The sequence below is a fragment of the Arthrobacter sp. NPDC058288 genome (genome assembly GCF_042880995.1).
Lineage (GTDB): Bacteria > Actinomycetota > Actinomycetes > Actinomycetales > Micrococcaceae > Arthrobacter.
On the sequence record NZ_JBHVYH010000001.1, the window covers coordinates 1,585,568 to 1,599,454 of the forward strand.

At 65.4% G+C, this 13,887-nt stretch carries 10 protein-coding genes; 3 read left to right on the forward strand and 7 right to left on the reverse strand.

Translation table 11 applies throughout. The features are described from left to right. Nucleotides 1-4: 4 nt before the first annotated feature. The 7 genes from ACFVWT_RS07585 to ACFVWT_RS07615 form a co-directional block, all read right to left on the reverse strand. Nucleotides 5-673, reverse strand: coding sequence for a 1-acyl-sn-glycerol-3-phosphate acyltransferase (locus tag ACFVWT_RS07585; protein ID WP_011691927.1), 669 nt, complete (start codon nucleotides 671-673; stop codon nucleotides 5-7). Continuing rightward, the gene (locus ACFVWT_RS07590) at nucleotides 660-1,376 is read right to left on the reverse strand and encodes an HAD hydrolase-like protein (RefSeq protein WP_390246624.1); all 717 of its coding nucleotides are present in this window, start codon (nucleotides 1,374-1,376) and stop codon (nucleotides 660-662) included. The genes ACFVWT_RS07585 and ACFVWT_RS07590 overlap by 14 nt, the downstream gene beginning before the upstream one ends. 111 nt (nucleotides 1,377-1,487) lie before the next feature. After that, a complete protein-coding gene (gene uvrA, locus ACFVWT_RS07595; RefSeq protein ID WP_390246626.1) occupies nucleotides 1,488-4,415 on the reverse strand; it encodes an excinuclease ABC subunit UvrA in 2,928 nt (975 codons plus the stop codon). Nucleotides 4,416-4,461: 46 nt separating this feature from the next. Continuing rightward, on the reverse strand, nucleotides 4,462-4,842 hold the full coding sequence (locus ACFVWT_RS07600) for a GntR family transcriptional regulator (protein WP_390246628.1): 381 nt from the start codon (nucleotides 4,840-4,842) through the stop codon (nucleotides 4,462-4,464). Then, entirely contained in the window at nucleotides 4,839-6,707 is a 1,869-nt protein-coding gene (locus tag ACFVWT_RS07605) for an ABC transporter ATP-binding protein (protein WP_390246630.1), read from the reverse strand. Before ACFVWT_RS07605 ends, ACFVWT_RS07600 begins: the two co-directional genes overlap by 4 nt. After that, entirely contained in the window at nucleotides 6,704-8,440 is a 1,737-nt protein-coding gene (locus ACFVWT_RS07610) for an ABC transporter ATP-binding protein (protein ID WP_390247121.1), read from the reverse strand. The genes ACFVWT_RS07605 and ACFVWT_RS07610 overlap by 4 nt, the downstream gene beginning before the upstream one ends. 40 nt (nucleotides 8,441-8,480) lie before the next feature. Beyond that, nucleotides 8,481-9,260, reverse strand: coding sequence for a trans-aconitate 2-methyltransferase (locus ACFVWT_RS07615; RefSeq protein WP_390246632.1), 780 nt, complete (start codon nucleotides 9,258-9,260; stop codon nucleotides 8,481-8,483). 111 nt (nucleotides 9,261-9,371) lie between these two features. On the opposite strand from ACFVWT_RS07615, the gene ACFVWT_RS07620 reads away from it, so the two are divergent. Genes ACFVWT_RS07620 through ACFVWT_RS07630 form a run of 3 tightly spaced genes read left to right on the forward strand, consistent with a single transcriptional unit; the run spans nucleotide 9,372 to nucleotide 13,822 of the window. Next, entirely contained in the window at nucleotides 9,372-11,918 is a 2,547-nt protein-coding gene (locus ACFVWT_RS07620; RefSeq protein ID WP_390246634.1) for a DEAD/DEAH box helicase, read from the forward strand. Nucleotides 11,919-11,937: 19 nt separating this feature from the next. After that, on the forward strand, nucleotides 11,938-12,438 hold the full coding sequence (locus ACFVWT_RS07625; RefSeq protein ID WP_390246636.1) for a GNAT family N-acetyltransferase: 501 nt from the start codon (nucleotides 11,938-11,940) through the stop codon (nucleotides 12,436-12,438). Nucleotides 12,439-12,469: 31 nt separating this feature from the next. Beyond that, nucleotides 12,470-13,822 carry an alpha/beta fold hydrolase gene (locus tag ACFVWT_RS07630; protein WP_390247123.1) on the forward strand — a complete coding sequence of 451 codons (1,353 nt, stop codon included), beginning with the start codon at nucleotides 12,470-12,472 and terminating at the stop codon, nucleotides 13,820-13,822. Nucleotides 13,823-13,887: the final 65 nt, after the last annotated feature.

The following is a 13,887-nucleotide window of genomic DNA, read 5'->3' on the forward strand; positions in this document are numbered from 1 at the left end:
CGCGCTACTCCGCGGCTTTGCTCTGGTTGTAGCTCGTTGACCGCTCCTGGCCGCTAAGCTCCGCGATGGCGTCCATGATGCGGTCCGTCACCTGGCGGCGTGCGGGCAGGGAGTGGTCAGGTCCGGTCTTTTCAAAGTACAACGGCTCGCCGACCTTCATGGTGAAGTGCTGCGGCTTCACGCCGTTCTGGCCGGCTGGCTGGAGGTTTTCGGTGCCGATGAGGCCGACAGGAATGACGGGTGCCCCGGTGGTCAGCGCGAGCCAGCCGACGCCGGTGCGGCCACGGTAGAGGATGCCGTCCCGGGAGCGGGTGCCCTCCGGATAGATGCCGATGCCTTTTCCGGCCTCGAGGATGTCCAGCAGCGTCTTGAGGGCCGCCACGCTGGCAGCCTGCTCCCCGCGTTCCACCGGAATGGAGCCTACGGATTCGAAGAAGGATTTCATCACCTTCCCCTTCACGCCTCCCGTAGTGAAGTACTCGGCCTTCGCGAAGAAGGCCACGGGCCGGGGCATCAGCGCTTGAACAATGACGCTGTCCAGGAAGGACAGGTGATTGGGTGCGACGATGAACGGACCTTCCTTGGGAACGTTCTCCAGCCCGATGACCGTCGGCCGGCACGTTCCGGAGATCAGCGTGCGGGTGGTCCAGCGGATCGCATCAAACAGTGCCATCGTCGTTCACCCCGCTCAGGGCTGCGGCGCGCACGGCATCCAGGCTTTCCACGACTGCAGACAGATCCGTGGTGGTGTGCACGATTGCCATGGCGCCTGCCTCATGGAGTTCCCCGTCAGGGGCGAATCCCCAGCTGACGCCGATGCAGTCCAGGCCGTTGGCCAAGGCACCGGACACATCCTGGGCGCGGTCGCCCACCATCACGGCGTGTTGCGTGCGGAGGTCGGACAGGGCGGCGGCAACAATTTCCGTCTTGCCGAGCGGAACCCGGGCGTGTGCGGCTTCGTCGGCGGCCGAACCGCGGATGAAGCGGAACGAGGACGCGATGCCGTGGTGTTCAAGCACGACCCGCGCCAGTCCTTCCGGTTTCTGCGTGGCCACGGCAATCGGCCGGCCCGCGGCGGCGTATTCCTCGACCAGTTCACGGATGCCCGGGTACAGCCGGCTCTGCGCTATGCCGGTTTCGAGATAGTAGGCCCGGTAGAGGCGGATGACCTCGCCCAGCTGTTCCTGCGGAACTCGCGCGATATTGAGGAGGGAGTCACTGAGCTTCGGACCGATCATCGCGTCCAGTTGGGCCGGGGCGGGGACCCCGATGCCGAGTTCAGTAAGGGCCGCGGAGATTCCGTCCGTTATCCCCCCTGCCGGGTCGACAAGAGTGCCGTCCAGGTCGAAGATCACGGGCACTGTTGAAAGGGTCACCGGGTTAGTTTCCCACAAGTGCGCGAATGGCTGAAACTCGCATTCCCCGGCAGGAATACTTCTTCCCGTCGGATCAGCGAGCCCCAGCCATTCGTCAGGGCCCGGCAACGCTTAGCCCAGGATCTCCGCCAGGAAGGACGCCGTGTAGCTCGTGGTGGACTTGGCCACCTGTTCGGGGGTGCCGGTCGCGATGATCTGGCCTCCGCCGGAACCGCCGTCCGGCCCCAGATCCACGATCCAGTCCGCGCTCTTGATGACATCGAGGTTGTGCTCGATGGTGATCACGGTATTGCCCTTGTCCACCAGCCCCTGGAGGACCATGAGCAGCTTGCGGATGTCCTCGAAGTGCAGCCCGGTGGTGGGCTCGTCCAGGACATAGATGCTGCGGCCATTGGACCGCTTCTGGAGTTCCGCAGCCAGCTTGACGCGCTGGGCTTCGCCGCCGGACAGCGTGGTGGCCGGTTGCCCCAGCCGCACATAGCCCAGGCCGACATCCACGAGCGTGCGGAGGTGGCGCGCGATGGGGGTGAAGGCGGCGAAGAACTCCGCTCCCTCCTCGATGGGCATGTCCAGGACGTCGGCGATGGTCTTGCCCTTGTAGTGGACTTCCAGGGTTTCCCGGTTGTACCGCGCGCCGTGGCAGACCTCGCATGGCACATAGACGTCCGGCAGGAAGTTCATTTCGATCTTCAGCGTGCCGTCGCCGGAACAAGCTTCGCAGCGGCCGCCCTTCACGTTGAACGAGAACCGCCCGGGCTGGTAGCCGCGGACCTTGGCTTCGGTGGTCTCGGCGAACAGCTTGCGGATGTTGTCGAACACCCCCGTATACGTGGCCGGGTTGGAGCGCGGCGTCCGGCCGATGGGACTCTGGTCGACGTGCACCACCTTATCCAGGTGTTCCAGGCCCTGCACGGACTTGTGCCGGCCGGCCACCTGCTTGGCTCCATTGAGCTTGTTGGCCAGCACCTTGTACAGGATTTCGTTGACCAGGGTGGACTTGCCGGAGCCGCTCACGCCGGTGACGGCCGTCAACAGGCCCAGCGGGAAGGCGGCATCCACATTGACGAGGTTGTTCTCCCTTGCGCCGACGACCTTCAGCTCACGCTTTTTGTCATACTTGCGGCGCTTCTTCGGGATTTCAATCCTCTTCCGGCCGGAGAGGTAATCGCCGGTAAGGGACTCGGTGTTTTCCAGAAGCTCCTTGTAAGAGCCGGAGTGCACCACCTGGCCGCCGTGTTCACCGGCACCGGGCCCGATGTCGACTACCCAGTCGGCTTCCTGGATGGTGTCTTCGTCGTGCTCCACCACGATGAGGGTGTTGCCGAGGTCGCGAAGGCGCGTGAGTGTTTCGATCAGCCGCCTGTTGTCCCGCTGGTGCAGGCCGATGGACGGTTCGTCCAGGACGTACAGGACGCCCACCAGGCCGGAGCCGATCTGGGTGGCCAGGCGGATGCGCTGGGCTTCGCCGCCCGACAAGGTGCCGGAGGGGCGCTCCAGGTTCAGGTACTCCAGCCCGACGTCGAGGAGGAAGGTCAGGCGCGCCTGGATTTCCTTCAGGACCTGGTGCGCAATCTGTGCCTCGCGGCCGGTCAGCACCAGGGTGTCTAGGAAGTGCGCGCATTCACGCATGGGCATGGCCGCAACGTCGGCGATGGACTTGCCGTTGATCAGCACGGACAGCGAGGCCGGGTTCAGGCGGGCGCCGTTGCAGGCAGGGCACGGGATCTGCCGCATGTACTCCTCATAACGATCCCGGGCAGAGTCCGAGTCCGTTTCGAGGTGCTTGCGGTGCACGTACTGGATGACGCCTTCGAAACCTGTGCTGTACTTGCGCTCCCGGCCGAAGCGGTTGCGGTACTGCACCACGACCTTGTGGTCCTTGCCGTGCAGGACGGTCTGCCGGATGTCCTTGGGCAGCTTCTGCCACGGCGTCTTCATTGAGAAACCGAGCTCTTTCGCCAGCCCGGACAGCAGCCGGTTCCAGTACTCGCTGGTGGCCGTGCCCAGCGACCAGGGCGCGATGGCACCTTCGTCCAGGGACAGCTCCCCGTTCGGAATGATGAGTTCCTCGTCAACTTCCAGCTTGGTGCCGATGCCGCTGCATGCCGAGCACGCCCCGAACGGATTGTTGAACGAGAACGAGCGGGGCTCGATTTCATCGATGGCAAGGGGGTGTTCGTTGGGGCACGCGAGGTGCTCGGAGAACGCCCGGACCCGTTCCGGATCGTCTGATTCGAGGTCCACGAATTCGGCTAGCACGCGGCCCTCAGCCAGTCCGAGTGCCGTTTCGACGGAGTCGGTCAGTCGCTGCCGGATGCCGTCCTTGACCACGAGGCGGTCCACGACTACTTCAATGGTGTGCTTGAACTGCTTGCCGAGCTTGGGAGGATCGCTGAGCTGGATGAGGTCGCCGTCCACCCGGGCCCGGGAGTAGCCCTTGGCTGTGAGTTCCTTGAAGAGGTCGACGAATTCGCCCTTGCGGCCCCGGACTACGGGAGCGAGGACCTGGAAGCGCGTGCCTTCGGGCAGTTCAAGGAGTTGGTCCACGATCTGCTGCGGCGTCTGCCTGGCCACTTGTTCGCCACAGACAGGGCAATGCGGGCGGCCTACACGTGCCCACAGCAGGCGCATGTAGTCATAAATCTCCGTGATGGTGCCGACGGTGGACCGGGGGTTCTTGCTGGTGGATTTCTGGTCGATCGAAACGGCTGGGGACAAGCCTTCGATGAAGTCCACATCCGGTTTGTCCACCTGCCCCAGGAACTGGCGGGCGTACGCAGAGAGGGATTCGACGTAGCGGCGCTGGCCCTCGGCGAAGATCGTATCGAACGCCAGGGATGACTTGCCGGATCCGGACAACCCGGTGAACACGATCATGGAGTCGCGCGGCAGGTCCAGGTCCACGTTCCGCAGGTTGTGCTCCCGGGCCCCCTTCACGACGAGGCGGGAAAGGTCGGGGCGCGCCGGTTTTCCTTGTTCTAAGGGGACGACGGCGGAGCGGGCATCAAGGGCTGGTTCTTCAGCTACGGCTTTAGGCACTCACTAATGCTAATCGAAAACTTCTTCGAATTTCTATTGCGGGTGCCTACTCGGCGTCGTAGGCGGCCGCCAGCAGCTGCACTGCCTCCGCGAAGCTGGCACCCTGGGCCTTCGCCGCCGCGGCGAATTCCGCCGCCGATGCAGTCAAAGACGTCCAGGCCTCGTCCCTGGCGCAAATCACAGTGCCGTGCCGGCCACGGGTGGCCACCACTCCGGCCGCTTCCAGCTCCTTGTACGCCCGTGCGACGGTGTGCGGTGCGACGCCCAGTGCGGCAGCGAGGCTCCGTACGGCGGGAAGGCGGGTACCGGGGGCTAGGGCCCCGCTGTCGGCCCGCTCGATGATATTCAGGCGCAGCTGTTCAAAGAGCGGAACGGAACTGCCCTGGTTCGGTTTCCAGGTACCCGGAAACTCATTCGCGCCGCTCACAAGCCGGACTCCGCTGCCCGCAGGGACTCTTGCCCGCCGGCAAACTGGGCATCGTAGAGCCTGCTGTAGTGGCCCTTGGCTGCCAGCAGCTGTTGGTGGTTCCCTTGTTCAACGATTCGTCCGTGGTCCATGACCAGAATTAGATCAGCGTCCCGGACGGTGGACAAACGGTGGGCTATCACGAAGCTGGTCCGGCCATGCCGCAGCCGCTGCATCGCCTGCCGGATCTGCACCTCCGTGCGCGTGTCCACTGAACTCGTTGCCTCGTCCAGCACCAGGATGCTCCGGCCGGCGAGGTGGGCCCTGGCGATGGTGATCAGCTGCCGCTGCCCTTGGCTCAGGGTGTCACCGTCGTTCCCCAGCATGGTCGAATAGCCGTCGGGGAGCGCCCGGACGAAGTGGTCCACCAGCGAGGCTTGGGCGGCTGCAACGACGTCGGCCTCGCTCGCTCCGGGCCGCCCGTATTCGATGTTTTCCCGGATGGAGCCGGTGAACACCCAGGCATCCTGGAGCACCATCCCGATCATGGAACGGAGCTCGTCGCGGGAGCGCTCCGTGATGTCCGCGCCGTCGATGGTGATCCGGCCGGAATCGAGCTCATAGAACCTCATGAGCAGGTTCACCATGGTGGTTTTGCCGGCTCCGGTATGGCCCACGATGGCCACTGTCTGCCCGGGTTCGGCGGTGAAGGACAGTTCCCGGACCCCGGGAGTTCCGCTGGTATAGCCGAAAGTGACGGCGTCGAACACCACGCGGCCGCCGCTGGCGCCTGCTCCGGGCCGGTGCGCACGCGGTGCTTGCGCACCGTCCGCTTCCGCCCCTTCCGCTTCCGCCCCGTCCGGGGGAATCTCCGCCGCGTCCAGCAAGGCGAACACGCGCTCCGCTGACGCGATGCAGGACTGGATCAAGGTGACCATGCCGCCAATCTGCCCAATCGGCTGGCTGAAAAGCCGGCTGAACTGGATGAACGCCTGGACCCCGCCGATGGTCATGGCCCCGGCCGTGACCTGCAGGGCCCCCACCACAGCCACGGCAATGTAGTTGAGGTTGGAGACGAACACCAGGAGGGGCTGCACTGCGCCGGAAACGTACTGGGCGCGGGCGCTGGTCCGGAAGAGCCTGTCGTTGCTGTTGGTGAAGGTTTCGGTGGCCAGACCCTGCCGGCCGAAGGCCTTGAGTACCTCGTGGCCCGTGATGTACTCCTCAAGGTGTGCGTTGAGTTCGCCTGTAGTGCTCCACTGCTCGGAAAAATGCGCCTGCGACTTCCGGGCCACCAGCACCGTGACCACCGTGGAAAACGGCACGGTGACGAGCGCTATGACCGCCAGAAGGGGCGAAAGCCACAGCATCATGGACAGCGCGCCGAGCAGCATCAGCACCGACAGGATCAACTGGTTCAGCAACTGGTTCAGGGCCTGCGAAATATTGTCGACGTCGTTGGTTGCCCGGCTCAGGACGTCGCCGCGGCGCTGCTCGTCGAAATGCGCGGACGGCAGCCGGGCCAGTTTGTCCTCCACCGCGGCACGCAGCCGGTAGCTCACGCGTTGCACCGCCGTGGCGGTGACAGCTCCCTGCACCCAGCTGAAGGCTGAGGCGCCGATGTACATCACTGCCACGATGAGAAGCAGGGCGGCCAGCTTCTGTTCGTTGAAGGTCCCGCCAAAAACACCTTCAACCACGACGTCGGTGGCGTCGCCCAACAGTTTGGGCGCCGACACGTTAAGCGCCACGAAGGCGCAGGTGGCCGCCACGGCGGCTAGCATGCGCCAGGTGACGGGACGCAGCAGCCGCAGTAGTCGCTTGCCGGTGGCCCAGGCGGCGCCACGCGCGGGGTTGTCCGCCGTCGTCGTGGTGGCTGCTGTCATAGCCTGCCACCCAGCGCGAGCTGCGAGGCAGCGATCTCCTGGTACACCGTCGACGTGCGCATGAGTTCGGTGTGTGTGCCCTGCGCTACCAGCCTGCCCTGGTCCAGCACCAGGATCAGGCCCGCGTCGAGGATGGTGGCGACGCGCTCGGCCACGATGATCACCGTGGACCGGCGGGTGAGCGGCGCGAGCGCCTGGCGGAGGCGGGCGTCGGTTGCATAGTCCAAGGCGGAGAAGCTGTCGTCAAAAAGGTACACCGGAGCGTCCCGGAGCAGCGCGCGGGCAATGCACAGCCGCTGGCGCTGTCCGCCGGAAAAGTTCGTTCCGCCCTGGCTCACGGCGCTGTGGAGACCATGCGGCAGTTCACGCACGAAGTCCTCCGCCTGGGCGGCACGGAGCGCCCGGAGGATGTCCTCGTCGCTCGCGTCAGGGGCGGCCATGCGCAGGTTCTCTGCCACGGTGCCGGAAAAAAGGTAGGCGCGCTGGGGCACCAGCGACAGACTGTCCCGCAGGAAGTGCAGCGGAAGTGAACGCACGTTGTGTCCGCCGATCAGTACCTCACCGGCCGTGGCGTCCAGGAACCGTGGCAGCAGGTTGAGCAGCGTTGACTTGCCGCTTCCCGTTGAACCGATGATGGCGGTGGTGGTCCCCGGCAAAGCGGTGAAGCTGATGCCGTCCAGCACGGGTGCTTCCGCCCCGGGATAGGCGAAGCTGACGTCGCGGAATTCCACCGTGCCGCCCGGCGTGCGCCGGCCCGGGGGCAGCCCTGACCGCGAGATCAGCGGGTCTGCGATGGCGGGGCGGGTGTCCAATACGGCCTGGATCCGTTCGGCGCAGACCGCGGCCCGGGGAGCCGTCATCAGCACGTACATGGCCATCATGATGGCGATGAGGATCTGCAGGATGTAGGCGATGAAAGCTGTCAGCGAGCCAAGCTGCATCTCCCCGGCCTGGATCCTGTGGCCGCCGAACCACACCACCGCAACTGAGGACAAATTAACCACAATCATGATCAGCGGGAGCATCCCTGCCACCAGCAGGGCAGACTGCAGGTTATTGCGGGTCAGTTCGCGGTTTACGACGGCGAAGCGGCGCGCCTCGTGTGCCTGGCGGACGAACGCGCGGATCACGTTGGCTCCGATGATCTGCTCGCGCAGCACGCGGCTGATCCGGTCGATTAGTACCTGGCCCTGCCGGTACAGGGGCACCAGGCGGCGGACGATCACGTACATGATGAGAACGAGCAGGGGCACGATGGCCACCACAATGCCGGAGAGGACCACATCCTGGTTGAGGGCCAGGACAATGCCGCCGATGCCCATGGCGGGTGCCGCCACCAGCATGGTAAAGACCAGCACGGCCAGCGCCTGGATCTGCTGGACATCATTGGTGGCCCGGGTCACCAGGCTGGTCACGCCGAACGTCCCCACTTCCTGGGAGGACAGCGACTGGACTTTGGCGAAGAGCTCCTGGCGCAGCTGGCGGCCAAGCTTCATGGCCACGTTCGCACTGAAGTACCCGGCAGCCAGGGCGGCGGCAACCTGGACGGCGGCAATCGCGGCCATCCACCCGCCCAGCCGGAGGATTAGGTCCGTGTTTCCCTTGACGATTCCATCGTCGATAACGGAGGCATTGAGCGTGGGCAGGAAGAGGTTGGCCGTGGTCTGGACGAACTGCAGCACTACGATGGCCAACACGGCAGGCTTATGCGCGGCGAGCAACCGCATCATCATGCCCCGGAGCACCGCACCCCCTCCCGCCGTGGCGCCATATTCAGCCCCGTTTCCGCGCGACTGCGAAGATCCTTCGGAACGGGAACACTGTGCCGTGGGCCGTGGCCGGATAGGCATCCCGCAGCCTCGCGGAGTACTCCGCTTCGAATTCAGCCGCCTCTTCGGGCGGGAGCGCCGCCAGCACCGGCCGCAGTCCGGCTCCCCTGACCCACTCCAGCACCGGATCCGGCCCGTGGAGCACCTGCTGGTAGGTGGTTTCCCACGCATCCGCGTCGCAGCCGGCGTCGAGCATGATGTTCAGGTACTCGGCCGGTTCAGCGACGGCGTCGTCGTGGCGCAGCACGCCGTCGAGCGTGTCCTTCCAGCGGCCGGACTCCGCGAGCTGCCGCATGAGCACATGGGAGGGTGACCTGAAATTCCCGGGCACCTGAAGGGCAAACCACGCACCGGGGGTGAGCGCCTCCAGCCAGCCGGCCAGCAGGGCGGGATGGCCGGGGACCCATTGCAGCGCCGCGTTGGAAACCACCACGTCGGTGCGCTCCGACGGCATCCAGTCGGTGATGTCCTGCAGCGTGAAGGACAGGTTGGCAGCCCGTGCCGAGTGCTCCGCTGCCTTGAGAAGCATCTCTGCGGACGAATCGACTCCCACCACCCGGGCATCGGGCCAGCGCTCAGCCAGGGTGGCGGTCAGGTTGCCCGGACCGCAGCCGAGGTCCACAACGTTGCGGGGACTCTCAGCGTGGACCCGCGCAGTGAGGTCAAAATATGGCCTGTCGCGGTGGTTGCCGAACTCCACGTACTTCGCAGGATCCCACTTCAAAGACGCCCCCTCCAATGGCTCGTGCTGTTGCCGTAGGCCGAGCCTAGCCCGGCCCGGCCCCGCGACCAAGGAAGAACCACCCGTTGGCGGCGGGCACTAAGCTTGAAAGCAATGAAACTCGTTGAGCAGCTCCCTGTCCCGGCCGAACGCACGTCCAGCGGGACGGACCACGATCCGGACGAGCTTTACACCCGCTTCGTCGAATGGACCGAAAGCCGCGGATTGTCCCTTTACGCCGCACAGGACGAAGCCATCATGGAGCTGGCGTCCGGGGATAACGTCATTCTTGCCACTCCCACGGGTTCCGGCAAGTCCCTGGTGGCCATTGCCGCGCACTTCCAGGCCATGGCGCGCGGGGACCGCAGCTACTACACGGCACCCATCAAGGCCCTCGTCTCGGAGAAATTCTTCGCCCTGTGCGACATCTTCGGCGCCGAAAACGTGGGGATGATTACCGGCGACTCGGGCGTCAACCAGGACGCGCCCATCATCTGCTGCACCGCAGAAATCCTCGCCAACATCGCCCTTCGCGAAGGCGCCGGAGCGGATCTCGGAGCAGTGATCATGGACGAGTTCCACTTCTACTCCGACCCGCAGCGCGGCTGGGCCTGGCAGGTACCGCTGCTGGAGCTCCCGCAGGCGCAGTTCCTGCTGATGTCCGCCACGCTGGGCGATGTCAGCCGTTTCGAGGCCGGCCTCACGGAACTGACGGGGCGCCCGACGACGACCGTCAGTTCCGCAGAACGCCCGATTCCGCTTCACTACTACTACGAACAGACTCCTGTGCACGAAACCCTCGAGGAGTTGCTGTCCACCAAGCAGGTCCCCGTCTATGTGGTCCACTTCAGCCAGCTTGAGGCAATAGACCGGGCGCAGAACCTGATGAGCATCAATGTCTGCACCCGCGAGGAGAAGGACAAGATCGCGGAGCTGATTGCCGGCTTCCGGTTTGCGGCCGGGTTCGGCAAGACCCTCAACCGCCTGGTGCGGCATGGCATCGGCGTCCACCACGCCGGTATGCTGCCGAAATACCGGCGGCTGGTGGAGCAGCTGGCGCAGGCCGGCCTGCTCAAGGTCATCTGCGGAACCGACACACTGGGCGTTGGAATCAATGTGCCCATCCGGACCGTCCTCCTCACCGCGCTGAGCAAGTATGACGGAGTCCGGACCCGGCTGCTGAACTCGCGCGAGTTCCACCAGATCGCGGGGCGCGCAGGCCGGGCCGGCTACGACACCGCCGGCACCGTGGTGGTGCAGGCTCCCGAACATGTGATCGAGAACGTCAAGGCGATGGCCAAAGCCACCGCCAAGTTCGGTGACGACCAGAAAAAACTCCGCCAGGTGGTCAAGCGCAAGCCTCCGGAGGGCTTCGTCTCCTGGGGTGAACCGACGTATAACCGGCTGGTGAGCTCCGTCCCGGATCCGCTGACGTCAAGCTTCACCGTGACGCACGCCATGCTGATGAACCTGATGGAACGGCCCGGCGACCCGTTCAAGGCGGCCCGCCGGCTGCTTACCGAAAACCACGAGCCCCGCAGTTCACAGCTGCAGCTGATGAAGAAGGCCCTGGGCATCTACCGGGAGCTGCTGGCCGCGGGTGTTGTGGAGCGAATTCCGCCGGAGGAGCAGGGCCCCGACGGCAGGACCGTCCGGCTTACGGTTCACCTGCAGGCCAACTTCGCGCTGAACCAGCCGCTCTCGCCGTTTGCGCTGGCGGCGCTGGAACTCCTTGACCCGGAGTCGCCGTCGTACGCCCTTGACGTGGTGTCCGTCATCGAGTCCACACTGGAGAAGCCCCGGCAGATCCTCTCCGCCCAGCAGAAGAAGGCCCGCGGCGAAGCGATCGCCGCCATGAAGGCCGACGGCATTGAGTACGACCAGCGCATGGCCATGCTGGAGGACGTCACCTACCCCCAGCCGCTCGCGGAAATCCTGGGCGAGGCCTTCGACGTCTACCGGAAGGCCGCACCCTGGATCGGCGATTTCGAACTTGCCCCCAAGTCCGTGGTCCGGGACATGTACGAGCGGGCGATGAACTTCGGCGAATTCGTCCAGTTCTACGGGCTGGCGCGTTCCGAGGGCATTGTGCTGCGGTACCTCGCCGACGGCTTCAAGGCACTGCGGCAGACGGTGCCGCAGGACGCGCTGCGGGAGGACCTTGAGGACCTGATCGCATGGCTGGGCGAACTGGTCCGCCAGGTCGATTCGAGTCTCCTGGACGAATGGGAGGAGCTGACCTCCGGCGCGGCCCCGACTCCGCATGACGCTCCCCCGCCTCCCCCGCCGTCGCTGACGTCCAACATCAGGGCCTTCCGGGTGATGGTCCGGAACGAGATGTTCCGGCGCGTGGAGCTTTTCGCCGATGAGGCGGCTACGGAGCTCGGCGAGCTCGACGGCGGCGCCGGCTGGGATGCCGACCGCTGGGAGGACGTCCTGGATGACTACTTTGACGAACACAACGACATCGGCACCGGCCCGGACGCCCGGGGGCCTGGCCTGCTGATCATTACCGAGGAACCCGGGACCTGGAAAGTGCGGCAGATCTTCGACGATCCCGCCGGAAACCACGACTGGGGCATCTCGGCGGAAGTGGACCTTGCGGCATCCGACGAGACGGGCACTGCGGTGGTCCGGGTGACCGACGTGAACCGGCTGTAGGCGCTAGTAAACTCGAACAATGAGTGTAATCCGCCCCGCAACCGTTGAAGACGTCCCCGTCATCCTGCAGATGATCAATGAACTGGCCATCTACGAAAAGGAACCCCACGCAGTCCGGAACACCCCGGAAATGCTCACCGGGGTCCTCTTCGGCGAAAGCCCTCGGGTGTACGCCGCGATGGCCGAGAATGACTCCGGCCAGGTCCGCGGCTTCGCACTCTGGTTCCTGAACTACTCCACCTGGGAAGGCGTCCACGGCATCTACTTGGAAGACCTTTACGTGACTCCGGAGGCCCGGGGCGAGGGCCACGGCAAGGCGCTGCTGCAGCACCTGGCGGCCACGGCCGTCGAACGCGGTTATGCGCGCGTCGAGTGGAGCGTCCTGGACTGGAATGAACCGTCCATCAACTTCTACAAGAAGCTCGGCGCGTTCCCCATGGAGGAGTGGTCCACTTTCCGGCTGACGGGGGAAGCCCTCGAATCGTTCGGGACGTCCCGTGAGGCGCAGGTCCTTGGCTGATCTTCCGATGACAGGTCTCGCCGCCGTGGGAATGCTGGAGGCTGCGGCCTCGGCCGCAGCCAAGGGTCCCGCCGCGGTTCCGCACACCGTCAAGGCGCGCCATGAGTACCGCGGAATGCGCACGGCCGAGCACTATTTCGAGGTGCCGCTGGACCATTTCACCGGCGGCACCGGCGAAACCATTACCGTGTTTGCGCGCGAGTACGTCTCCGCCGACCACAGCGAGGAAGATGCCGCCAGGCTCCCGTGGCTGCTCTACCTGCAGGGCGGCCCCGGCGGACGCGGCAACCGTTTCCCCTCCCTGGGCGGCTGGAGCAAGGCCGCGGCCCGGGACTTCCGCATCCTCATGCTGGACCAGCGCGGCACGGGGCTGTCCACAGCGATCGACCGCAACACGCTCCCGCTCCGCGGGAACGAGACAGACCAGCTTGAGTACCTGACGCACTTCCGGGCGGATTCGATCGTTGCCGACGCCGAAGCGATCCGGAGTGCCCTCGGGTCCGCACCGTGGACCATCTACGGGCAAAGTTATGGCGGCTTCTGCGCGCTCAGCTACCTCTCCTTCGCTCCGGACGGCCTGAACGGGGCGCTCATCACCGGCGGCCTGGCTCCGTTGCACGGCCCTGCGGACCGGGTCTACCAGGCCACGTACCGCCGCGTCGCCGCCCGCAACGCAGAATACTTCAAGTCCTACCCCGAGGACCGCGCCGCGGTCACCCGCATTGCCCGGCACCTTCGCGAAACCGAGGAGCACCTGCCCGACGGCCAGCGGCTCACCGTGGAGCGTTTCCAGATGGTGGGGTCGTTCCTCGGCGGAAACACCCGCGTGGACACCCTGCACCATCTGCTCGAGGACGCCTTCGTGGCCACGCCCGGCGGCGAACGCCTCTCGGACGCGTTCCTGGAGCAGGTTCGCGGAATCGTCACCCGCGCCGGCAACCCCCTGTATGCCCTCATGCATGAATCCATCTACGGTCAGGGCGAAGCCACGGACTGGGCCGCGTTGCGCGTGCTCCAGGATTATCCGGAGTTCCGTCCGGACGCCGCGGAGCCGCTGCTGACCGGCGAAATGGTCTATCCCTGGTACTTCGAACAGGACGCCGCGCTCCGGCCCCTGCGCAGTGTTGCCCAGCTGCTGGCGGAGAAATCCGACTGGAAGCCCCTGTATGACCTTGAGCGGCTGGGATTGAACACCGTTCCCGTTGCCGCCGCGGTGTACAGCGAGGACATCTATGTTGACCGGGACCTCTCGCTGGAAACGGCGTCGGCCGTGCGCGGACTCCAGGTGTGGGAGACGGCGGACTTCCACCATGACGGCATCGCTGACGACGGCGAAGGCATCTTCGGGCGCCTCCTGGGAATGGTGCGCTCCGTCCGCAACTAAGTGGTTCCACACAGCAGACAACCCCGGCCACCGATGTGGCCGGGGTTGTCTGCTTTATGGAACAG